Origin of the sequence: Bradyrhizobium sp., from assembly GCF_027307225.1 — a bacterium.
In the GTDB taxonomy this organism is placed as follows: Bacteria; Pseudomonadota; Alphaproteobacteria; order Rhizobiales; family Xanthobacteraceae; genus Bradyrhizobium.
The window spans coordinates 1-23,170 of record NZ_DAHUXJ010000030.1 but is presented as its reverse complement, the minus strand read 5'-3'; the positions used below and the strand labels follow the sequence as shown (position 1 = coordinate 23,170).

Below are 23,170 nucleotides of genomic sequence, written 5' to 3'. Positions count from 1 at the left end.
GTTGTGGCCGATCTCGAAAGGAAATATAGGTCTGGTGGACAGGGTATGGACGCGCTCTTCGTAACACCAGATTCGTCGGCGAAGGCCTATCAGGATCTAGCCAAGACGTTCGCGGCGACGGAGCCGCCTACTTGGTCGTTGCTGCTCGCCGAGTCGTGTCGCGCCCAAGGCTTCGGCGTAGGAATCCTTGATACAGACGCCGAACGCTTGTCGCTGGAGGCGGCCGTCAAACGGGTCCAGGACGCAAAGCCGCGCGTCGTGGTGATGGTGCTGTACGGCCAGAATCCAAACTCCGGCACAACGAGCATGATTGGCGGGATTGAACTCGCTGGTGCGTTGAAAGCCGCGGGTATCTCAGCGCTGATCTGCTTCGTCGGCTCCCACACCAGCGCGTTACCGAAGCAGGTGCTAGCCTATCCCTGCGTTGACATCGTGCTGCTCAACGAGGGCGTCTACGCACTACAGAATCTTTTGCGGTCCAATCTCGGGGACGACCTGCGATCGATCAAGGGCATAGGCTACAAGATTCCAAATGGCGCTGCACCCGATCTCATATTGAACGCTCCCGAAAGCATCGTTCCGCAGTCACGTATGGACATCGATTTACCTGGCTATGCCTGGGATTTGCTGCCCTACCAGGAAAGACCGCTCGATCTCTATCGCGCGCATTTCTGGCACGCCGGTTTCGACCACAACAAGAGGACTCCTTTCGCCGCCATCTACACATCACTCGGGTGTCAGTTCGCCTGCAATTTCTGCATGATTAATATCGTCAATCGCGTCGATAACGATGATGCAACGAACGCGTCTCATTCGCGCGGCATGCGTTTCTGGAGCCCGGAGTGGGTGGCGAGGCAGATGCGAAAGCTGGCGAGTCTAGGTGTGAAAACACTTCGCATCAGCGATGAAATGTTCTTCCTCAATCGAAAATACTATCTTCCGATTCTCGACGACTGCATTCAATCCGAATACGGCTTCAATATGTGGACCTACTCGCGCATCGACACCGTGCGTGCTGATGCACTTGAGAAGTTCAAAAAGGCCGGCGTAAATTGGCTGGCGCTGGGAGTCGAGGCCGGAAATCAGACGGTTCGGCAGGAAGTGTCCAAGGGATCGTTTTGGGATGTCAATATTCGCGATATCTGCGAAACCATCCGTGGCGCCGACATAAACATTATCAGCAACTACATTTTCGGTTTTCCCGAAGACAGCCGCCAGACAATGGAGGAGACGCTCGATCTTGCGCTGGAGCTCAACACTGAGATGGCAAACATGTACCCTTGCCAGGCTTTGCCCGGTAGTCCGCTTTATCACACCGCTCTAAAGAACGGGTGGGAGTTGCCAGACAGTTTTGAGGCGTTCGCTTTCCTGTCGTACGAAAGCAAGCCGATGAGGACGAAGTACCTTTCCGCCGCAGAAGTTCTTAAATTTCGCGACGAGGCTTGGCTGACTTATTTCAGGAATCCGGCGTATCTCTCGCTTGTCGAGCGAAGATTCGGCGCAACAGAGCGGCGCAATGTCGAGCAGATGTCGGCGATCCGTTTGAAGCGGAAACTCTTGGGCGATTAGTTCCTAATGATATTGAGAAGAACGCAGTGATCATTACAAGGACGCCGTACCGGGTTTCGTTTTTCGGAGGCGGTACCGACTATCCGGGATGGTTCCGAGAGCACGGAGGCGCCGTGCTGGCGACCACGTTCGACAAATATTGCTACATCACGTGCCGCCGGCTCCCGCCGTTTTTTGAGCACAAGCACCGCATCGTCTATTCCAAGATCGAGAATGTTTCGCGCATCGACGAAATTCAGCACCCCGCTGTGCGGGCGACGCTTGAATGGGCCAAGATCGAAGACGGCCTGGAAATCCATCACGACGGCGATCTGCCTGCGCGATCTGGCCTTGGATCAAGTTCGTCCTTCACGGTCGGTCTGGTCCATGCATTGCAAGCCCTGCACGGGCGGATGACCAACCGGGATGATCTGGCCAAAACCGCAATTCACATCGAGCAGGACCTGATCAAGGAAAATGTCGGTTCGCAGGATCAGATACTGGCGGCCTATGGCGGTCTGAATGTCGTCGAGTTTCGCCATGATGGCTCGTTCGACGTCCGGCCGGTTATCGTGCCGACGGAGCGAAAGGATGAACTCGCTGCCCAGCTTATGCTATGTTTTACAGGATTTTCGCGTTTCGCTTCCGAGGTGGCCAGGTCGAAGCTGGACAATCTTCACGCGCGGCGTCAGCAGCTTGATCGAATCAGGGAAACTGTGGATGAAGGCTTGAATATTCTCACCGATCCATCTGTGCCCATCCAGGCCTTCGGCGAACTGCTGCACGAAGCCTGGCAAAACAAGCGCACGCTGTCGAACATGGTCACGACACCCGAGATCGATGAAATCTACAATGCAGCGCGCGATGCCGGTGCAATCGGCGGAAAGCTTCTTGGAGCAGGAGGCGGAGGTTTCATGCTGCTGTTCGCAAATCCGCGAGATCATGTCAGGATACGGGAGCGGCTCAACGGCTTGATCCATGTGCCTTTCAAGTTCGAGAACGGCGGCAGCCGGGTCGTTCTCTATCAGCCGAACGGTATATGATAATGCATATGAGCAAAGCCGGGTACGCACTTGGCTCACACCAGGGAAACCGCTGAGGCTCAAGGAACTTGTCTTGATCAGCAACTCTGTCGATCTGCAGGAAAGGGCGAAATGGGTCTGGCGGGAGACGCTGGCCATCCACCGCCGCGCTCCCGAGACAAGGATAGCGTCTTCGCTATCGGCCATCGAGATTTTTGTCGCGCTGTATTATGGGGGAATTCTCGAATTCAAGCCCACAGATCCCCGCTGGGAGCAGCGCGATCGATGCGTGATCAGCAAAGGCCACGGTTCGATATGCATGTACCCGATCCTCGCGGACCTTGGCTTTTTTCCGATGCAGGAACTGCAGATGGTCTGCAAGGCGGGCGGGATCCTCGGCGGTATTCCCGACCCGATCATTCCCGGTTACGAGACCGTCAACGGATCTCTCGGTCATGGCCTTGGCGTCGCCTCGGGCATGGCACTTGCCCTCAAGCGTAAGCGAAGCGGGCAAAGTGTCTTCGTGGTTTGCGGCGATGGCGAGCTGCACGAGGGCGCAAACTGGGAGGCCATAATGTTCGCGTGCCAGCACAAGCTGGATAACCTGCATCTGATCGTCGACAACAATGGCATCAGCATGCTCGGATATACCGATGAGATCGTGTCGCATCAGGGCTTGGCGGGTCGCCTCGAGTCATTCGGATGGAATTGCAGCGAGGTCGACGGTCACGATGCGCCGGCCATTCAGGACGCGCTCATGCGACTCAAAACCACAGCTGGCGGTCAGCCGAAAGCGCTCATCGCGCGCACGTTGAAGGGCAGAGGCGTGCCGGGCTTAGAAAACGAGCCATTGTCGCACATACTTGCGCCAAAGCCGGATTTGCTCGATTCGCTCCTGAAGGCGAACGACGATGTCGGCTAAACCAATTGCGATGCGCGATGCTCTATTGCGCAGGATTCACGACGCAATGGCGACAGACAAGTCGATATTCTTCGTATCGGCCGATTTTGGATCGCCTGTTCTCGATCGCATTCGAGCAGATTTCCCCGAGCGGTTTGTCAATGTGGGAATTGCGGAACAGAACTTGATCAATGTTTCCGCCGGCCTCGCCCTCGAAGGCTATACGGTGTTCGCCTACGCGATTGCTCCCTTCATCACCATGCGTTGTTTCGAGCAAATCCGGGTCAGCCTAGCGTTGCTGTCGACCGTTCGCCCCATGAATCTCAATCTTATCGGGGTGGGAGCGGGATACAGCTACGTCGTGTCCGGGCCAACGCACCAATGCTATGAAGATATCACCCTGATGCGGGCGCTCCCGAATTTTCAGGTGCTGTCGCCCGCAGACCATGTTGCGGCCGCCGCCCTGTTCGACCAGTGCGTTGGCGTGTTGGGCCCCAAATACCTGCGCCTTGACGCCCAGGTTCTGGCCGCAATCTATGCTGATGGCATCGCACCGAATCTGAAAGACGGCTTCAACGTCCATCGCCGGGAAAGCGGGATCTGTCTGGTGGCCACCGGATATATGCTGCACACGGCCTTTATCGTTGCCGATCGTTTATCGCGGCTGGGATTGGAGATCGGCGTCATCGACCTGTTCGACCTTGCTCGTTTCTCTGCCGAGAAGCTACGAACCGAGTTGATGCGCTATCAAACAGTGGTCAGCATGGAAGAGGGGTTCGCCGGCCGGGGGGGCGTTGACGCGTTGCTGGGCGACTTCATTCGGCGTACCGCGCTGGACGTCAAGCTGATCGGTATCGGTGTCGAAGGCGGATATCGTTTCGACCTCGGGACGAGGGCAGAGTTGCACGAGCAGGTAGGAATAGGGCCGGACGTAATAACGCAGCGTCTGCTCGACTTGTCGAACGGCAGGGGAAAAGCCGCAAGCGGTGCTCGGCGATGAAGTTTCCTCTGATGCGCAACAATATCGTTCGGGAAGACCTGGATGCTCTTATCGAGTACCTCAAACAGGACGATCCGATCCTCACCAACGGTCCCAATGTGAGGGCTTTCGAGCAAGAATGGAGCGATTGGCTTGGAACCAGGTACAGCGTCCTCGTCAATTCTGGTGCGTCGGCCAATTTGCTCACGCTCGCAATCCTGAAAATACGGCACCCTGACGGCGGTGAAGTCATTGTGCCTCCCTTGACGTGGGTCTCTGATATCGCGTCCGTCCTGCAAAACGGCTTCACGCCCGTGTTCGTCGATATCGATCCCAGGACTTTGGCGATGAATCCCGCCCGGGTCGTCGCCGCGCTGACTGATAAGACGCGGGCCGTCTTCATTACTCATGTGCAGGGGTTCGATGGACTGACGGATGATCTTCTGAAGCAACTCGAGCTTGCCAACGTGCCGCTGATCGAGGATGTCTGTGAATCTCACGGAGCCACCCACAACGGCAGGAAGCTTGGCACCTTCGGCTGGATCGCGAACTTTTCCTTCTACTATGCCCATCATATGACGACCATCGAAGGCGGGATGATTTCCACCAATGACCGTGACGTCTATGAAGCCGTGCGGATGTTCAGGTCGCACGGAATGGTGCGGGAGTCGAGCGATGCCGCTGTCAAGAGCGCCTATGTGGAGCGACACCCGGACCTCAACCCGGACTTCATCTTTGCCCATGCCGCCTACAACGTTCGGAACACAGAGCTCGGCGGGATACTCGGCCGCCGGCAGCTGCGGCGACTGGACACCAATGTCAGACGACGCACCGACAACCTGATGCACTTCCTTTCGCGCATCAATTCGGAGAAGTTTCGCACGGACTTCAAGACCGAGGGCTCGAGCAATTATGCATTCAATCTGGTGATCCGTAAGCCGGATTTTGAGTATGCCGAACGACTGATGGCTGCGCTTCGAAAGGCCGGAATTGAGTTTCGCAGAGGCAGCGCGGGCGGAGGCAATCAACTTCGCCAGCCATACCTGCGTCCGGTGATTCCACCCGATCATCACAAGGGTTTTCCTGAGGTCGACCACATCCACTTCTTCGGTTTTTATATCGGCAATTTTCCTGACCTCAGTCTCGGAGAAGTCGACGAAATCTGCGACGTTATCAACGCGGTCAATTGAGAACGAAAAATGCAAGCGGTCATTCTTGCGGGCGGAAAAGGTACGCGGCTTCGTGCCGAAGTCGCCGACCTGCCCAAGCCACTTGCGCCCGTCAATGGACGTCCTTTTCTCGCATACTTGATGTCTTATTGGGTCGGACAGGGCGTCGATCGGTTCGTCTTGTCCGTCGGCTACATGGCGGGGAAGGTGATCGAAGAGATCGGCGATCGTTTTGACGACGTGCCCGTCGACTACGCCGTGGAAGACCGGCCACTGGGAACAGGCGGCGGACTTTTTCTGGCGATGGGGCAATTGAGGATTGGCGAACCTTTTCTGGTGCTCAACGGCGATACGTTTTTCGACCTGCCGCTATCGGACTTGCGGAGCTTGCACGAGGCAAGGAGCTCCGATTGGACGCTCGGATTGTTTCGGACGAACGACACCAAACGCTATATGGGAGTGGGCCTCGACACCAACGATCGTCTGACGTCGCTCGTTGGTCCGGCAGGTGCAGGCGTCGTTTGGGCCAACGGCGGCGTCTATTTGATTTCACCGGGCGTGCTTGAGCCGATCGCTGGTCGCTTCAAAGGCGAGGTCTCGCTTGAGGGCGAGATTATTCCGGCGCTGCTTGATCGGAAATCTTCCTTGCATGGGTTCCGTCACGGCGGCGCATTTATCGACATTGGGCTGCCCGCTGATTATCGGCGCGCCGCTAACATTTTGGAACCGGCGGTGCTCCGATTTGGCGAAGCCACAAAGAGCATTCCCCATGGCTGAGGCGGCTTATCCAGGAGATTCGGCGAAATGCGTTACAATATTCTGGTAACCGGCGGAGCGGGCTACATCGGGTCGACGCTTGTGCCCCGATTGCTCGATGCCGGCCATCATGTGACTGTCGTCGACAACTTCTTGTTCAAGCAGACGAGCCTCAATAATTGCTGTCGCTACGACAATTTTGTCGTTACGAGAGGCGATATCCGCTCCGAGCAGACGATGCTGCCGCTATTGAAGAAGGCGGACGTGATCGTTCCGCTGGCGGCGCTCGTCGGGGCACCTCTCTGCAAGCAGGATCCGATCGGCGCGACAACGACCAACCACGACGCCATAACGCTGATGTTGAAGCACGTCTCGCGGGAGCAGCGCATCTTGATGCCGACGACGAACAGTGCTTACGGCTCTGGCGGCGAGAACAACTACTGCACCGAGGAATCGCCGCTGATGCCTATCTCGCAATATGCCATCGAAAAAGTGGCGGTCGAAAAGGAGCTGATGGCGCATGGGAACGCAATCAGCTTTCGTCTGGCAACGGTGTTCGGAATGTCGCCAAGGATGCGGCTCGACCTCCTGGTCAATGACTTCGCCTATCGCGCCGCCAACGATCGTTTCGTGGTGCTGTTCGAAAGCCACTTCAAGCGCAACTATATCCATGTCCAGGATGTAGCGCGGGTCTTTGAGCACGGTCTGGCGAACTTCGAGCGGTTGAACGGTCAGATTTACAACGTGGGCCTCTCCGACGCCAATGTCTCCAAGAGAGAGCTTTGCGAGCACATCCAGAAGTTCGTGCCGGAATTCGTCTTCGTCGATGCCCAGGTTGGCCGCGATCCCGATCAGCGGAACTATGTTGTGTCCAACGAAAAGATCGAAGCGACGGGCTATAAGCCGGAATATTCGCTTGACCGCGGCATTCAGGAGCTCCTGAAAGGCTTCGTCATGCTCAGGAACAGTGTGTACGGCAACGTATGATTTGACGGGATCGGTCGGACAGCTATGGCCGCCGACTTGATGACTTAGAGATGCCGTAGGGAGTGCAAAGGGCGCAAGGTCAGCAATGTACGATATCTTCATTACACATGCTTGGCGCTATCACGACGATTGGATCCGCTTGTCCAACCTCCTGGATGCCGAAAAATCGATCAAGTGGCGCAATTTCAGTGTTCCTTGGTACGATCCGGCGCTTGATCCAAATACGGAATTGGGTGCGAAAGCGGTTCGAAGCTGGATCGATGGGCAGATACGGCCAGTGATTGGTACGGTCTTGCTGGATGGCGTCTATGCTGTAAAAAGTGCTCGGGTCTGGCTAGAACTCGAGGTTGAGCTTTCAAGGGTACACATGAAACCTGTGGTCGCGCTTCCGGCCCATGGAACGGACACAGTTTCCGTAGTGGCCGCGGCTCTCGCAGACGCGATTGTCGGCTGGAATGCCGTCGACATTGTCAAGACGCTGGAGAGTTTGGCCGCATCGAGGAGCCCGGTCTAGCCGGCGGGCTCATCTGATAGTTGTACATTTTGGGTGTGCGTCCCTGTACGAAGATGATAAGTTCAATCGTCCTCCGGCCAAAAGACGAAACGGCCGGTGAGGCGTGCCTGAGAGAGCGAAATGACTGCATCAGTCCTGATCAAGGCTCGAAGCCGATCGCGATCTGCCCGTATCGACGGCACGCGTGTTCATTTCAGTGTGCATCAATGCTTCCGCTTTGATGACAGTCCCGAAGAGCGCGTGCTGGTTGAGACGCTGTGTGCGGTGCTGGTTTCAAAGCGGGGTCTGGCTGTCATGGCGCATGGCCCCCTCCTGGAGTACATGCTCAAGCATGCTCCCCAGCTCAAATCCCACATCAAGGCTGCAATTCCGTTTCGGAGTGCCGTGCCGGTCGCCGCCCAGGGCTTACCTCAGTTTCCGGTGGACGCGATTCCGGACGAAATCGACTGTGTGTTTGTTTGCGAGACGCTGTCGTTCGAGCGCATGCAGATGCGTCGCCAGCTCCCACCGGATCTTGAGACCGTCGATCCGAGCATATTGGGAGAGGTCGCACGCAAGATCGTCCCCCTGCGTGCGTGGACGCCGATCGAGCGCAATATCTATCCGCTCGAAATTCCGGATGTGAAATTGCCCGAGGGCAAGGATCTGCTTTTGCTCGACTGTCCGGCACGCAACTTGGCGCTTATGCCGAATGGGCTCGCTTACGTGAACAACGCGCTAAAGACGGCCGACGTGTCCTTTGCCGTTTTTGACCTCGATATCATAACGTACCACCGCTACCACGTGCGACGGCTGTTCGACGATGGCGGCCGAGTGGTGTTGCCGAGCGGGCGCGTGCTGCCGGTCGATCCATGGCAGGCTGAACACTACGATTTCTGGGCCATGCCCGAAGTGATCGATTATTTCATGCCGATCATCGTCGAGGCAGCCAATGAGATCGTGCGGGCCAAGCCAAAGGTCTTGGGCTTGTCCGTTCAACAATGCAGCGAGGCGTTTTCGAGCAAGCTTGTGAATCTGGTACGCGAGCAGCTTCCGGACCTCGTCGTCGTAGTCGGCGGATTTAGTTGTTACAACGCTGACATCGGCCTCAAGTCGTTTCCCCAGGCCGACTATATGTGTATCGGCGAGGCCGACCTCACGGTTGGGCCGTTGATCGAGGCTCTGGCCCGCGGCGAGCGGCCGCGAAATATTGCCGGCATCGTATCGCAGCATGATGATCCAAAAATCCCGTTCATTCCGGCTCCCATGCCGCACAACTTGTCGGCGCTCGAAGCGCCAAAGTATGAATGGTTTGATCTCAACCTTTACCGCAACTTCAACGGTTACCAGCTCACGCCCGTGATCGCCAGCCGGGGCTGTCGCTGGTCCCGCTGCACCTTTTGCGCGGAGCGATTCTATTGGCGGATCAGGGATCCCAAAGAATTTGTCGATGAGTTGGAATGGCTCGCGGGCCAGGGGTGCACGCTCTTTATGTTCAACGAGAGCGATCTCAATGGTATGCCTGAAAAAGTGTTGGAGATCTGTGACGAAATCATCCGGCGCGGCGTCAATGTCAAGCTGACGGGGCAGTTGCGGATTCACAAGAAGAGCGACCGGGCCTATTTCCAGAAACTGCGGCAGGCCGGTTTTGTCGCGCTCCGTTTCGGCGTGGACGCATTCTCGGCTAATACACTGCGTTTGCAGAAGAAGGGTTATACGCCGGACATGGTCTCGCAAAACCTCCGGGATTGCTGGGAAGCCGGTATCTTCACCGAGGTCAATTGGGTCATAGGCGTGCCGGGCGAAACCGATGCCGATGTGGACGAGGGTATCGAACTAATTCTCAAGAACCGGAACTACATCGGCCGGCTGGCGAATATCAATCCGCTCATTCTTGTCAACGGTGGCGTTTATTGGCTCGATCCCGAGAGTCACAACATTGTCTTCCGCGAGCCGAAGGAGGCACTTTACGCGAAACATCCCAAAGTGGTACCGGCTGACCTATGGTATTCGACGGGCCCCTACATTGACGCCCAGGTCCGCAAGGAGCGCTTCGAAAAGATCGTGCTTGCGCTGCACGAGGCCGGCTTCCCGGTCGGTGAGTGGGCGGCACGGGTGATCGAAGACGTCAAATATGCTCGTGACCGTAACCGGGCGGGTGGTGCGAAGTCTAGCGCTGGACGGTCGGCAGGTGAGACGAAGTCGAGCAAGCCCGCCAAAGAGGAGATCTCCGTCGTCGGCGGTGAAGTGCCGCGGCTGGTGCGCCAGCTTGGAACCCACAATGTCGTTTTCTATAAGGGACTTTATTACGCGCTGCCGCTTGGGCTCGGACCGATCGATCTGACGAAGGAGGATGTCGCCGGCCGATCTGGCGTCGTGATCGATCCTGATGAGCAGGCGGTGCTGGCGGAGATCGAACTGGTCGCCAAGTGGGCGGACTCTCGGGGTCACTTCGATGCCCAGGAAAAGCAACGAGCCGAGGGTAGCTACTTCAAGGCCGGCAGCACGCTTGGAGAAACGCCAGCGGCCGCAGCGGTGCTGGCTCCGATCATCGTCAGCTTCGAGGCGCAGGACTACGCGATCGCCAAGGACGAACTTGATCGAGCGTTTTCCGACAAGGCGACTGGTGCTGAGGCAGTGGCGGACAGGAATCACCTTTCCGGTCCGGCCCGTCCGCGTTCGCTCTGGCACCGCGCCTTCAACCTGTTGCCAAGTGCCGTGCGGGCTGAGATTCGCGAGACCGTCATGGTCGAGCGCTTGCTACCTATGTCGTCAAATGGCGGCAAGCTGGCCATTGCTGTGCTTCGTAGCCTCATCCGGCGAGCGCGGACCCAGGGCGTGGGATCGCTGTTCGGCAAGAACGCTGCCCGCGGGAACAGCGGAGAGGTCATCCCCGGTACCGATATCGTGGTGTTCTCTGTTGCCAGCAAGGATGCAACACCGGATCTCCTGCGCACTATCGAAAACTACAATCTGGTGCAATTCGATGGCCGCTTCTATGGGGTTCCGCACGGCGTTTATCTGGACTGGAATGACTTTGATGTAGAGGCCATACCGGGTCTCGTTGTTGCCAACACCGCCAAGGAAGCTACTTATCAGATCGAGGAGCAGATCGGCGGGCTTAGGCGTCGGGCTGTGAGCGAACAAGCCGAGAGGGGTACAGGTCCGGCCGAAGAGTTCTTTCCCGAACCGATCCTCCTTGAGTCGATGGGTGACTACAACGTGGTCGGCTACGAGGGTTGGGTTTACGGCATACCGATCGCCCTCGGTGCGCTCGACCTCACCGAAGTCGACGTGACCGAGATGCCTGGTGTTATCAAGGATGTCGCCCGTGACGTGGTGATCAACGAGATCAACTTCCTCAGCGAGCAGCGGAATGCAGTGGCCGCAGCCTAGAATGAACAAGCGGCCGGTGTTACGCTACGAGGCCCAACCGACGCGCATGTTCGGCAGCTATAGCGTAACCGCGCACTATGCCGACGGCTCAAGCGAGGCACTCGCATACGGAACGCCGACTTATTGTCTTTGCGAAGCCGAGCGGCGCAACGCCGAGCTTGCCGACGGTGATTCCCGGCGTAGTTGAACGCGGGAAAGTTCTCATGACCGCAACAGTCGGGCTTCTTGAATATTGCGACCCGCGCGACTGGTCGGTCCACCACTTCGGTCTACCCGCGGAACGCTGGAACGCGCTCGCTGGCAAGGTTTTTTGGGTGACGGGCGCTGGCACCGGTTTTGGAGCCGCGATAGCCACCATCTTGGCCGTTGCCGGTGGACGGCCCGTCCTGACGGGTCGTCGCCGCGAGAAGCTGGAAGAAACGAGGGAGGCCATGCGCGGCCTTGGTGTTGATCCGGCCTCCGTGACGGTTCTTTCATGTGACGTGCGTGACGAGGTCCAAGTTGCCGGTGCAGCCGACGAAATAGCTAACCGGTTCGGAATTCTATCCGGCCTTGTCGTCTGCGCCGCCTTGCCACAATCCCGATCGACACCCTGGCCACTTGCCGATTTGCGCAGGGAGAACTGGCAGTCGCTGCTCGACAGTAATCTGACGGCCCCGTGGCTGACCGCGCGGGCCGCGCTCCCCTTGATGCTGGGCACGGGACAAGCCCGGGTGCTGTTGCTTACCTCAGAAGCCGGTTGGGCGGGCACGCCCGGCTTCGGCCCGTACAATGTGAGTAAGGCTGCTCTCAATTCGCTTGGAGCCTCGCTCGCCGCGGAGACCGCCGCGCGTCATCCTGCGGCCGACGTCCAGATCAACGTTCTCAATCCAGGCGAGGCGAGAAGTGAGATGAACCAAGGCTCGACGGTCAGCCCTTACACCGCCGTTGCCGCGACGCTCGCGTTGCTTTCGCATCCGCCCGGTGGCCCGAACGGTCGCTTTTTCGCGCGTGACGGCCGCCATCTTGAGTTTGCTTATTCAAAAGCATGGGAGAAGTCACTGCTGCCGTGACCACCAAGAAGTTTCGTTTCTGTTCCGAATAGGAAATGCATGCATCGAGAGGATAGTCGATGGACTTAAGATCTGTGGCGTCAGTTGCCCATGTTGAACGCGCAAAGGTGCTGGCAATGCGCGGTTTGTTCAACTACCAACCATTTCAGCTTTCCGATGGATTTTACTGCGGTGCGGGATTGAGCATTGTGCAAGGCTTTCGCGCGGATCCGCCGACCGTCTATTGCCCCTCGCTCGATCCCGGTATCTCCGAATATGCCGCGTCCGCCCTCGTGAAGCCTGCCGAAGCGGACCAATTCCTGCATACAAACGAGATGCTTGCCGCCTTTTACGATAGCGTGATCGGGCAGATCACGACCCTTACGGGCGGGGTTGCGGGGCTTTCGGTGCTCGACGTAGGTTGCAATGCTGGGTACTTTCCAGTTTCTTTTTCCCGCGCCGGCGCGGTGCAGTCGGTGGGCTACGATAGGGTCGATTATGCGGAGACGCTTGATCTCTTAAACGAAATTTGCGGCACTCGTGCCGAGTTCAAGGTATGGGATTACAACGGTGAGCTGAAAGCCAGTGAGCAGCACGATCTCGTGTTATCGGTTGCCGTGCTGGTGCATCTCTCCGAGCCGTTGCGTCACCTGGCATGGCTTGGATCAGCAGCGAAGACAGCGCTCTTCGTCTTGACGCCGTGTCACAAGGACGACGATTTGTCGATCAGGTTTCACACGGTGAATCGATATTATCAGAACATGTTTCCAAACTGTTTCGACGTAACGACGTTGTCGCGTAAGCTGCTTTATCTCGCTTTTGAGCAAATGGGATTCTCGCGGGTAGTCGAGCTGTCGACAGAGCCGATGTCGCCGCACTGGCAGGATACGCATTTGGCATTGCTAGGGATTAGATAGCGCTTGCGCGCGAGCTTCGCGTGCAAATCGTACCGCCAGGGGTTCAGTATGATGAAAGTGCTCTATCTGAAAGATTATCCCTCGTTCGGTGATTTTGATCAGGCCTGTTTCCGTAACATCCTCGCCGAGTTGACGGTCGATTCTCCAACCATCGTCGAAGTTGGGAGCTGGCTCGGTTCGGGAAGTACTCAAATATTGATTGAGCATGTCAAGCGCTTTCGCGGGCGCCTACATTGTGTTGACACATGGGAGGGTTCGTCGAGTGTTCCTGAACACGCCGAGTTACTGGCGACGTATGACGTATATGAGTCGTTTTGGGAGAATGTCAGGCGAGCTGGTGGCGCCGACCGGGTCGAGGCGCACCGCATGCCGAGCACCATTGCCGCAGCCTGCTTTGCCGATCGCAGTGTCGACATGGTGTTCATCGATGCCGACCACGCCTATGACTGCGTACGCGCCGATATTCTGGCTTGGCGGCGAAAAGTGAGGCTTGGCGGGATACTCTGCGGCCACGATTGCGAAACGCGGGTCACGGAAGCGAACCGTGACTTGCTCTGGAAGGCCCGGAATGGGGATCACATACCAGGCGGACCTCTGTTTCGGGATTGGCACCCCGGCGTCATCCTCGCTGTTGATGAAGTGTTTGGGGGGGCGGCGCGGCTGTGGGCGGAGAAGGGGGTAACATTGCCCGATGGCAGACACGGCCCAGGGACGCTATGGGACCTTACCTCGACTTGAGACCTTAATTTCTTTTCTAACGCTGGCTGCGCTCGCAATTATCGCTTCTATTCGTAGCCATGTTGCGCCCGATCAATCGCGCGGCCGTGTTTGGTAAAATGAATTCGTCCGGTCGCTATGGCAATGCGCTTGACTGGACGCACGAGGCCTTGGCGAAACGCGATCCTACTGCAGCGGAATTGACCTGCTCGGCGCACTGCTTCCTGCGGGTGTAGTCCGGTTGTTACCTGCGCTCAGGACCGCCCCGTCAGTTGTAATGTTGAAATTCGTACCGTGGTTGTAGATGAGATTGTTAGATGCCGTACTGTGGAGCCTGAGGCAACCGCAAACGCGTTATTGTTGTTGACCAGTGTCGACGTGTCGACGGTGACTTGTTCGCCGGACGCCGACGCATTCACGCCAGCATTTGCGCTCGCAAGTCGCGAATTCGTGATCGTTGCAACGACGGGAGATGATGCAGTGCTCGACGGTCAGTTGGACACCGTTCAGGAACCGGACGCCGTTGAGGCCGGAACCTCCGCGGTTGATCGAAATCCCACGTAAGGTGGCGACAACATTTGCACAATTAACGACGGCGCCATTGGTGCCCGTCGCAAGAGCCGATCCAAAAGTCCCAGAGCAGTCATCGTCATCGACTTAGTGATCGTCACGGTGCCGAATCCGCCTGGGGTCTAGGGCAGTCGATCTCTCCGACAATGGCCGTCTCGGCGATAGCGCCCGCGAACGTCTTGCAAGGGGCCGTATGCCGCATGGGTTGACGTCATCGCCAACCCCCCGGGCGGACGAGAAATAGCGTTCGTCGAAACGATACCCGCGATTACCAAAACCCACATTGATAAAGATTTTGTAGACCGCTGATGCACCTCGTTTTGATCGCTTTGTAGCGAAACCACAAGTTTCATGACAAATACAACTGACGTTATACCCGAAAGGGTTGATGATCTGCTTGCGGAGCCTCGCAGCGTTCCAATTGCTTGAAAAAGGAAGCTTTTGCGGCATTTACGGGCGCGAGCCGAATCGCTCGCCTCTTCAGAAAGACGGCGCAAACTTTCGTGCGCTCCAGCCAAAATCGCTGATCGCCGCCGAAGAATCGAACGCCATGTCCTTCAACATCCGTTCCCCCATCACAGGCGTCACATCCGGGAAGAGAGGTTTCGCGACCGCAAAGGCCGACTTCCAGATCGACGGCGGAAGGTGCAACAGGCGTCGACGGCGCGACAGGCCGTCGAAAATACGGCCGACCATCTCGTAATAGGGGATCGTTTCGGCGCCTGTCGTGCAATAACTGCGGTTTGCGGCCTTCGATGATTCCGCAGCGGCGATGGCGCCGATCGCATAATCCTCGGCATGGACCGGCTGACGCAGGCCTGCGGCTGCGCCGTACAGGGGGGCGAAACCCAGCCGACGAATGATCCTCGCGATTTGCGTGATGTTATGATCCCGTCCCTCTCTGTAGAGCAGGGTAGGGCGGAGGATCGTCCATTCAACCCCTTGGGCCTTTGCCTGATCGATGATTCGCTTTTCTGCATCGATCAATTCCAGGATCGAAGTGCGCTCAGCTTCGTCCCTGGAATCGATCTTTGTAAAGACGTTGGTCGAGCTGATGACGACGATTCGTTTTGGCTCGGAGCGAAGTATTTTGTGCGCCGATTTCGCGAAAAGCCATGTCGGCGCAGCACTGAAAACCACGTCGACTTTCGGAAGTTGCAATGTGTCAGGCTGGGCCAGATCAGCCACCAGCCAATCTTCCTGCCTCTCCATGCGCCGGGAAATGCCGATGGCCTTGTTCCTCCCTGCGGCGAGATGTTCCAGGATCAGCTCGCCTACCATTCCTGATGCCCCGAAAACCAGAGCTTCCATCAACGAGTTCTCCCGGCCAGTCGTGAGCCTTGTTAGCACTGCAATCTGACCGGGAATAGGGAACAGACCCTCTGAGCCACTTCACGAATGCATAAGGACTCTATGCAAAAGGGCATCGGGTCAGATCAGAGAGCTAGCCGGGTCGCTAGGGATGCTTTCCTCTCTTACATCGGCTGACGGCCAAATCTTCCGACGAAAGCGATGTAACGAGGTCGACCGTGGAGGGCGGAATGATGAAAGCCTTAAAGCGCTGCTCGGCACCCGGATGGCCAATCAACGACGATTGCGCTGTGAATTCGCTCTCAACAGTTCGAGGTGCGCGGCTAGCTTTCACCCTGGTTCGAGAGATGCAACCTTCGTCAAGGGCGAAGCAGAGGGCCGCCCACCCTCGGCTGATCTTCGATTTCGGCAATTCATCCTTTTTCGGACAAACAAGCTCCCCTTCGTAGACAGGGTGATCCGGGCTGTAGAACGCGGTTGCCAGCGCCAGCCCTTCGTCGCCGCCGACGATCGGAAGCGGAACGTCAGATTCCTGATGCCATTGACGGGTAAGCTCTTTCGCCGCCAACCGATAAAAGTTGCGGCCTTCATTTAGCGGATGCGTGTTGCGGTAGAAGGCGTGAACTGGCGCTGCCACGAATGCGGCGACCAATGCGATGCTGGCGACGAAGACAACCAGATTGACGGTATAGTAGCATTCTATGGAATAGCTCGTGCTACAGACAGCAAGAACGCAAAACAGAAAGAGACCCTGTGCTGCCCAGATCGGGGGCATGTCGGTGCCCAGGACAGCGGCGGTGATAGCCGGAAGCGCGATTGTCCCGACCGCGACGAAAAACAGCAGGAGCAATCCTGGCCCCATTTTGCGAAAGTCGTGAGGAAGCATCCTCAAGCGCCTTCCTGCGATCGCGGCCCACACCAAAGCAGGTAGGGCTAGTCCGAGTCCCACGCCGAGGATGAAATGAAGCGCTTCGGTCAGTGCAGGGACGAGTGCCTTTCCTGCATGTTCCGTAAGAGCATATGAAAAGGGCGCCGCGCCCGTTGTCGCGAGCCAAAGCAGGTGCGGCCCCAGTACGACAAGACCGACCGCGGCAGAAGTCCAGGGGGCTGGCGATCCGAAATAACCGCGACGTTGAGGGTGACAGAGTGCGGCGAAGGCAAAGCTGCCGACCAGGAAAACCGAGTAGTATTTACCCAGCATAGCTAGCGCGGCCGTTGCGCCGGCGGCAATGGCCCACCTGATGTCGCGTGCCTCAAATGACCTCGAGAAGCAATACGTAGCGATAGGCCATACGGCCAAGAGAACCGTGTTGGCATTGAAGCGTTGCGCCAGGAGTTGATAGATCGGCGGCAGCATAAGAAGCAGCAGTACGATTATTCTTTTGTCTCCCTTTACAAAACGGCGCGAGATTAGGTCGACGGCCCACAACGCAATTGCGGAATTGGTCAAGGCCAGCAATTGAAGTGACCAGTTGGTAAGCGGAAAGATTGATGTCCATGCGCGCGCGACCCATCCCATCAGCGGCGGGTGCTTAGAGCTGCCCCACTCGAAGGTGCGCCCAAATGTCCAAGCTTCCAACACATCCGAATGCAAATCGCCAACCAGATAAGCGATCACAAGAAAAGCCATCCAAACGGCGGCAAATCCGACCAGAAGCAGCGGAATAGTCCAGCCCTCTTCAACCCCGTCAAGCAGGCGCAAAAACGGTTCTCGCCAACGCGCGGGCGAAATGTCCGAGCGGGTAGCCCTTTCCGGGGAATTTAAATCAAAGGGAAAAGTGTTCATTGCGGAAAAAAGCGAAGTCAGGTCTTTGTGTCGCGCCGCAAACCTATAACGAGGGACTGCCCAAGAGCAACTTGCTACAAGCGGATAGCGGCGGTATCGGGTAGAGGAAACCACGTGTTTATCTCTCGTCCTCCTCGCATAACGACTGTTGCTGCATCAACCACTAGGAAGCTTAGCATTCCTTCCGTCTGCAAGCGTCGTCCTCGCTGCTGCAAACACAAGGCTGCTGATCGCTTGCTGCTGGCCGCGCAGATGGTCCTCAAGTAATTCACCGCTAAAACGCTCGCGCTCCAGCCGCTGCATTTAGTGCCCCACAATCGCCATAACGTGGTCGGCCCAAGCGCATAGGGCAGCACGAATTTCCGCTTCGTACCGGGCGTGGTTGTAGATGTCGGCAACGCCCGCCCGATGTCCGCTAACGTGGTTCAGAACCGCTTCGACGATGTGCGGAAGAACCCCCAACCGATCAGCCATTACTGTGGCAGCCGTGCGCCGAAGATCGTGCACACACCAAGTGGGCAGAGGTTCCGTTTTTTCCCAAGCACCTGCCGCTTTCTGACGGACCGTCCGAATCCGCCCGTCGAGTGCAGCCTTGGATCCAAAACCCCGGACGGCCTCTTTGTGTCCGGCATCCCAAATCGTTTCGCCTGGCGCAAGCGATTGTACGGTCCGAATCGTTATGCCCAGCACAGCCATCGCTCGCCCCGCTAGCTACCATCTAGCAACCACCGTAACGGAAATTGGAGAGTAAGTAAGGCGGGCGCTGGCGGGAATCGACTACTGAAATCACATAGCTTTTCGTACTGGCGGCGGTCGTGGCGTACGCGTTTCGGAGGGGTCGGCCTGTCTGTGGAACAGGAGGTCGGTGGCTCGAGCCCACCCAACTGTACCAGCCCCTTCAGCGGTATGAATCTTGCCCGGGCGCACGAAGACGATCCGTCAAAGACTCAAGCCCGACATGGCAGCGCCAATAAGAGCCACAGCACGTTCGCTCTGGCGGGGCTACCGGCAAACCTGTTGCCACTGACAGTGTCCGAAACTGTCGCACACCCTTGCCTGACGACATTGCGACGTGCCGATCGGTGGAATGGTTGGAGGATTTATCGGAGCGATCGAGGGGGCCGTGATTGGACAAATCACGGCCGGACAAATCGGGGGCAAATCAATCGAGTTCTGGCAAAGCGGCTGCATTTGCCCATCGACACATTGGCAAATACATTCGGCATCGGCTCTTCCGATGCTGATTGCGAGGAAGAAAAGAGCAGCCAACCCCAAACCAATTCGATGGCTCATCGCAATCTCCGACTACATGCCGTCCATCTGATGCAACGGCACTGCACCGCCAAAGCTCGCCAGCTTGCGATAGCCGTCAATCTCCGCCCGTGTGGGGTGCAGCAGGTCGATCAGCCGGTCCTGACCATCGATCTTCAGCTTGAGGCTGACGAGCGACCATCTGCCGTTCGTTTTGGTCGCTTCGGCAAAAGCGCGACCCGCGCCCTTCGGGCCGCTCACCGCAAAGCTCAGGGCTGCCGCTCCGTTTGCGCCGTTTGTGCTGATCTTGCCGCTTGGAAAGCCCGTCATGATCGGGGTGCCGAGCAACGTGGCGACTTCCGCGCTCGCCTCGAGCTTTGATACGGCAAGCCCGTACGCCTCGGAGTGCTTGAGGAGATAGAAGGTGCCGCCGAAGATCGCGCCGAACAGAACGATCACACCGCAGTAGATGATCACGGCCCATTTCGCCCAGGCGCGCTGCACCCGTTTGAAATGGTCGATGCTTTCCCAATGCCGATTGCGCCACGCCCAGCGGCTGCCCTTGGCGCCGAGCACGAACGGCATGACCAGACCGAGGAGGGGAACGAAGACCAGCAGCGCAATGAACGTGTTGTTGCCGATGCCCCAGATCCAGTTCAGCAGGAACGCGCCCCAGTTCCAGCGATCGATTTCCGCCGGCACTTCCTTCGAATCGAGAGGCAAGGTCTGCTCGGTCATTTCATGTGCTTCAAGATTGAGTCGATTGCCGCGAGCGTAACCTGTTTGTTGCCGGCGCGACACGGCTGGAACGAGTCAGTCAGCCGGAAAAATTCCGGTCGCTGCACCGCAATCGACGCGCTCTGATTCGCCGATGCGTGCGAAATTTCCGGAGCTCGAAACGTTGTCGACGATGTCGCTCGATGAGTTCGAGAAACGGAACTCATGCTCATCTTGTGCTGCAATCTACGCTTTCCACCGATAGCTGATGCTTGGCCGATGTTTGTTGCGAAGGCTTGCTTGCCAACTTCATCGCGCTCGCTCACTATTTGCACGGGGTGGTGGTTTGGGGGAAACATGGGTGCCTTCTCGAGTCGAATAAAGCAGCTCGCGGTGGTCGCGACCATCGTTGCGGGGGCGTGGCCCGCCGCCGGATGGTCATACACCATGCAGGAGCAACAGGCCTGCATGGGCGATGCGTTCCGGTTGTGCGGTTCTGAGATTCCGGATGTCTCGCGGATTACGGCCTGCATGGTGAGGCGCCAGACCGAACTCAGTCCGAGTTGCCGGGTGTACTTCCATCCGCAGGAGACCTCTGTGAAGCCGAGACATCACCGGATTCGCATGCGCACGGTTGCGGAAGATTAGTGCGGCGCTTTTGCGAATGTCAGTGGCGCCGAACCAGGCGGCTACCCGTTACCGTTTTCGTCCGCTGAAATCCCCCGGTGTCATGCGGGGATCGGCAGTCGGGGGGTATGACCTGAAAAGCAACGTCGCCGGTTATTCGGTGGCTTCGCCACATTTGACGCCAAATTCTTCTTCCACGAATCAGCGTGCTGATTCATTTTCGCTTCCTGGGGTCAATCTGGAGGCGAAGAGTATGAACGTTATAGTTTTTGCGTCGCGTAAGGGTGGCTCGGGAAAAAGTACCCTTGCCGCTCACCTCGCTGCGCATGTCCATAAGACGACCAAGCCATGTCTGCTTGTCGATGCCGACCCGCAGGGATCGTTGACCCTGTGGCACAAGCTGCGTGGCACCAACGAACCGCAGATCAAGACCGCCGTCAATTCGGTCAGCGGTATCGTCGCTGCAGCCAAGCGCGACGGCTACGAATGGGTGTTCATCGACACGCCGCCGAATCTGTCGGCCGTGGTCGACGACGCGATCAAGAATGCCACCATGGTTGTGATTCCGGCGCGGCCCGGCGTCTTTGACGTCAACGCCGTGCAGGAAACGATTCACATGTGCCGTTCCGCGCGCAAGCCCTATGCAGTCGTTCTCAACGGTGCGCCGGCCCGGCGCGACGAGGTGGAAAGCCGCATCGTTACCATCGCACGCGAGCAGCTGGCCAAGTTCCGCGCGCCGGTGTGGGGCGGGCAGATCACCAACCGTGCCGACCTGCTGATGGCGCTCGGCAAGGGCGAAGGTGCCCGCGAGTATTTTGCCGAAGGCCGCGCGGCGGCGGAGATCGGCAGGCTGTGGGCGGCGATCGAACGTTCGGTGAAGGCAATTCGCGGCACGGCATCGGCGAGCGGCACGATGCACAAGCAGGCGGCCTGAGACGCGCTTGCACGGCAACGTCATCCCGCGTGGGCCCGGCAGGGGCGCTCACGCGGGATGATGTTGCCTGTAGGCAGCGCCGTGCGTGAAGATCAATTCACCATCAGCACGTAGAACATCACGACCGGCGACAAGGTCAGGATGACCGACCAGACGCCGACTGCCCAGACGATGTCCTGCGTGCAAAAGCCGCTTCGCTTGGAGTCGGAATCTTCCTGCGCTTCCAGAGTATCCATAACGCCCCCGCGTTTTCTTTTTGTTGTCGGGGAAACGTATTCGATCCGGGTTAAAAGGTCGGGCGCGAGCTCGTTCGCTTTGCAGATCGTTTCGCCATCGCCGGTTAACCAGCGCCGCCGCAAGCGGCGGCGTTGGCTCAACTTCCCATCAGGAAGTTGATGGCCAGCACCGGCGAAAAGCCGAGCAGCACCGCCCACAGTCCGAACGAGGAAACGATCAGGAAATCCTGCTTCCTCTCGGCCCATTTGGAATTGGCAAAGCGCGTGGCTGATCTGACGTCAGTCGTCATGGTGTCGCCCCCGTCCTGGTTGGACGAAACCAATAGCCGCGAAGTCCTAAGATTAAGGACTTGCGGATGAGGCGGACTTTAACGGGGCGCTTCAGCGGCGGTTAACCAAGCGGGAATGCGTAAACGCCCTCCACGGCTTATCGGTCGGCGCGGCCGATCACATCCATCAGCTCGGCGATCTTGCGGCGCTGGTCGACCTTGTCGCCGGACACGATGGCATGCTCGACGCAGTGGGCGACGTGGTCGCGCAGGATTTCCTCCTCGACGCGGCGAAGCGCCGCCTTGGCCGCTGCGATCTGGGTGACCACGTCGATGCAATAACGGTCGTCTTCGACCATCCCCGCAAGCCCGCGGACCTGGCCCTCGATACGTTTCAGTCTTTTCAGGCAGGAAGCCTTGATCTCTTCGCGCATAGGCCTCATATACCCCCCTAGGGTATGTAATTCAAGACCAGCGGAGTCAAAAGATGGCGCAGGACGAACAGGGGCATGGCGCGGGCGCCGGCCATCATCAGGGCCATGATCACCCCGTTCACGATCACGCCAAGGCATCTGGCAGTTCGTGCTGCGGCGCCAAGCATGAAAGCTCAGTCGGTCAGGAAGCTGAGGTCGCGATCGATCCCGTCTGCGGCATGGAGGTCAAGCGCGAGACCGCCAAACACCGCTTTGATTATCAGGGCCAGGAATATCTTTTTTGCAGCGGTCGCTGCCGCGAACGCTTCCAGGCCGATCCGGAATCTTTTCTCAACAAGCCGAAGCCATCTCAAGAGCGCGCCGCGCCGATGCAGGCCGCGCCAAAGAAGCCGGAGGGCGCATCCGCCGGCGTCATCTACACCTGCCCGATGCACCCCGAGGTGAGGCAGGCAGGGCCGGGAACATGCCCGATCTGCGGCATGGCGCTGGAGCCGGAGCAGGTGTCGCTCGATCAGGGGCCTGATCCCGAACTCATCGACATGAAGCGGCGCTTCTGGATCGCGCTGCCGCTCACGCTGCCGGTGTTCGTGCTCGAGATGAGCCGCCATCTCGGCGCGATGGACCTTGTCTCGCCCTCCTGGTCGAACTGGATTTCGTTTGCGCTGTCGACGCCGGTGGTGCTGTGGGCCGGGGCGCCATTTTTCGCGCGCGGCTGGCGCTCAGTCGCCTCACGCCACCTCAACATGTTCACCCTGATTGCGATGGGAACGGGCGTCGCGTATCTCTACAGCGTGATCGGCACGTTTGCGCCGCAGCTTTTCCCGGCTGGCTTCCGCGACATGCATGGCGCGGTCGCGGTCTACTTCGAGGCCGCCGCCGTGATCACCGTGCTCGTCCTTCTGGGACAGGTGCTGGAGCTGCGCGCCCGCGAGCAGACGGGAGGTGCCATCCGCGCCCTTTTGAATCTCGCGCCGAAGACGGCGCGGCGCCTGCGCAAGGACGACACCGACGAGGAAGTCCCGCTGGCCGAGGTGGCGGTCGGCGACCGGCTCCGAGTGAGACCGGGCGATGGTGTTCCGGTGGACGGGGTGGTGCTTGCCGGTCGCACCGCCATAGATG

Annotated in this window: 22 protein-coding genes, 1 tRNA gene and 1 pseudogene; 16 read left to right on the top strand and 8 right to left on the bottom strand. The window is 58.1% G+C overall.

The genetic code is table 11. The features are described from left to right. Positions 1-3: 3 nt before the first annotated feature. The 13 genes from M6D32_RS05325 (at position 4) to M6D32_RS05265 (ending at position 13,937) form a co-directional block, all read left to right on the top strand. The gene (locus tag M6D32_RS05325; RefSeq protein ID WP_298254089.1) at positions 4-1,569 is read left to right on the top strand and encodes a radical SAM protein; all 1,566 of its coding nucleotides are present in this window, start codon (positions 4-6) and stop codon (positions 1,567-1,569) included. Positions 1,570-1,595: 26 nt separating this feature from the next. Next, positions 1,596-2,591: a galactokinase gene (locus M6D32_RS05320; RefSeq protein WP_298254087.1), complete on the top strand. Its 996-nt coding sequence runs from the start codon at positions 1,596-1,598 to the stop codon at positions 2,589-2,591. Beyond that, on the top strand, positions 2,527-3,492 hold the full coding sequence (locus M6D32_RS05315) for a transketolase (protein WP_298254085.1): 966 nt from the start codon (positions 2,527-2,529) through the stop codon (positions 3,490-3,492). Before M6D32_RS05320 ends, M6D32_RS05315 begins: the two co-directional genes overlap by 65 nt. Then, positions 3,482-4,471, top strand: coding sequence for a transketolase C-terminal domain-containing protein (locus tag M6D32_RS05310; RefSeq protein ID WP_298254083.1), 990 nt, complete (start codon positions 3,482-3,484; stop codon positions 4,469-4,471). The genes M6D32_RS05315 and M6D32_RS05310 overlap by 11 nt, the downstream gene beginning before the upstream one ends. Then, positions 4,468-5,640 carry a DegT/DnrJ/EryC1/StrS aminotransferase family protein gene (locus M6D32_RS05305; protein ID WP_298254081.1) on the top strand — a complete coding sequence of 391 codons (1,173 nt, stop codon included), beginning with the start codon at positions 4,468-4,470 and terminating at the stop codon, positions 5,638-5,640. The genes M6D32_RS05310 and M6D32_RS05305 overlap by 4 nt, the downstream gene beginning before the upstream one ends. Positions 5,641-5,649: 9 nt before the next feature. Next, positions 5,650-6,396: a sugar phosphate nucleotidyltransferase gene (locus M6D32_RS05300; RefSeq protein WP_298254079.1), complete on the top strand. Its 747-nt coding sequence runs from the start codon at positions 5,650-5,652 to the stop codon at positions 6,394-6,396. Between the two features lie 27 nt (positions 6,397-6,423). After that, positions 6,424-7,362: an NAD-dependent epimerase/dehydratase gene (locus M6D32_RS05295; protein WP_298254077.1), complete on the top strand. Its 939-nt coding sequence runs from the start codon at positions 6,424-6,426 to the stop codon at positions 7,360-7,362. An 85-nt stretch (positions 7,363-7,447) separates the two neighbouring features. Next, on the top strand, positions 7,448-7,876 hold the full coding sequence (locus M6D32_RS05290; protein ID WP_298254075.1) for a TIR domain-containing protein: 429 nt from the start codon (positions 7,448-7,450) through the stop codon (positions 7,874-7,876). Positions 7,877-7,996: 120 nt separating this feature from the next. Beyond that, positions 7,997-11,251, top strand: a complete 3,255-nt coding sequence (locus tag M6D32_RS05285) for a radical SAM protein (RefSeq protein WP_298254073.1) — start codon at positions 7,997-7,999, stop codon at positions 11,249-11,251. Position 11,252: 1 nt separating this feature from the next. Beyond that, positions 11,253-11,438, top strand: coding sequence for a hypothetical protein (locus tag M6D32_RS05280; RefSeq protein WP_298254071.1), 186 nt, complete (start codon positions 11,253-11,255; stop codon positions 11,436-11,438). Between the two features lie 16 nt (positions 11,439-11,454). After that, a complete protein-coding gene (locus M6D32_RS05275; RefSeq protein WP_298254069.1) occupies positions 11,455-12,303 on the top strand; it encodes an SDR family oxidoreductase in 849 nt (282 codons plus the stop codon). 74 nt (positions 12,304-12,377) lie between these two features. Continuing rightward, on the top strand, positions 12,378-13,199 hold the full coding sequence (locus tag M6D32_RS05270) for a class I SAM-dependent methyltransferase (protein ID WP_298254067.1): 822 nt from the start codon (positions 12,378-12,380) through the stop codon (positions 13,197-13,199). Positions 13,200-13,250: 51 nt separating this feature from the next. After that, on the top strand, positions 13,251-13,937 hold the full coding sequence (locus M6D32_RS05265; protein ID WP_298254065.1) for a class I SAM-dependent methyltransferase: 687 nt from the start codon (positions 13,251-13,253) through the stop codon (positions 13,935-13,937). 1,029 nt (positions 13,938-14,966) lie between these two features. Here M6D32_RS05265 and M6D32_RS05260 read toward each other — a convergent pair. The 3 genes and pseudogenes from M6D32_RS05260 to M6D32_RS05250 form a co-directional block, all read right to left on the bottom strand. Next, entirely contained in the window at positions 14,967-15,797 is an 831-nt protein-coding gene (locus M6D32_RS05260; RefSeq protein WP_298254063.1) for an NAD(P)-dependent oxidoreductase, read from the bottom strand. A 145-nt stretch (positions 15,798-15,942) separates the two neighbouring features. Next, positions 15,943-17,583: a glycosyltransferase family 39 protein gene (locus M6D32_RS05255; RefSeq protein ID WP_298254061.1), complete on the bottom strand. Its 1,641-nt coding sequence runs from the start codon at positions 17,581-17,583 to the stop codon at positions 15,943-15,945. A 303-nt stretch (positions 17,584-17,886) separates the two neighbouring features. Then, positions 17,887-18,096, bottom strand: a pseudogene (locus M6D32_RS05250) (integrase); the annotation flags it as partial. Positions 18,097-18,392: 296 nt separating this feature from the next. Here M6D32_RS05250 and M6D32_RS05245 point away from each other — a divergent pair. Beyond that, positions 18,393-18,475, top strand: a tRNA-Ser gene (locus M6D32_RS05245). Between the two features lie 413 nt (positions 18,476-18,888). Here M6D32_RS05245 and M6D32_RS05240 read toward each other — a convergent pair. After that, positions 18,889-19,572, bottom strand: a complete 684-nt coding sequence (locus M6D32_RS05240) for a cytochrome c oxidase assembly factor Coa1 family protein (RefSeq protein WP_298254057.1) — start codon at positions 19,570-19,572, stop codon at positions 18,889-18,891. Continuing rightward, complete coding sequence (locus tag M6D32_RS05235) at positions 19,569-20,084, bottom strand: hypothetical protein (protein WP_298254055.1); 516 nt, start codon at positions 20,082-20,084, stop codon at positions 19,569-19,571. Before M6D32_RS05235 ends, M6D32_RS05240 begins: the two co-directional genes overlap by 4 nt. A gap of 347 nt (positions 20,085-20,431) precedes the next feature. On the opposite strand from M6D32_RS05235, the gene M6D32_RS05230 reads away from it, so the two are divergent. Beyond that, on the top strand, positions 20,432-21,112 hold the full coding sequence (locus tag M6D32_RS05230) for a ParA family protein (RefSeq protein ID WP_298254176.1): 681 nt from the start codon (positions 20,432-20,434) through the stop codon (positions 21,110-21,112). A gap of 92 nt (positions 21,113-21,204) precedes the next feature. Here M6D32_RS05230 and M6D32_RS05225 read toward each other — a convergent pair whose 3' ends face one another. The 3 genes from M6D32_RS05225 to M6D32_RS05215 form a co-directional block, all read right to left on the bottom strand. Beyond that, positions 21,205-21,348, bottom strand: a complete 144-nt coding sequence (locus M6D32_RS05225; RefSeq protein WP_298254053.1) for a hypothetical protein — start codon at positions 21,346-21,348, stop codon at positions 21,205-21,207. A 137-nt stretch (positions 21,349-21,485) separates the two neighbouring features. After that, a complete protein-coding gene (locus M6D32_RS05220; protein WP_298254050.1) occupies positions 21,486-21,638 on the bottom strand; it encodes a hypothetical protein in 153 nt (50 codons plus the stop codon). Positions 21,639-21,775: 137 nt separating this feature from the next. Then, entirely contained in the window at positions 21,776-22,051 is a 276-nt protein-coding gene (locus M6D32_RS05215; RefSeq protein WP_298254048.1) for a metal-sensitive transcriptional regulator, read from the bottom strand. Positions 22,052-22,269: 218 nt separating this feature from the next. Between M6D32_RS05215 and M6D32_RS05210 the strand changes: the two genes are divergently transcribed. Further along, positions 22,270-23,170 (top strand): heavy metal-binding domain-containing protein (locus M6D32_RS05210; protein WP_298254175.1); only part of this gene is annotated, 901 nt, incomplete at its 3' end.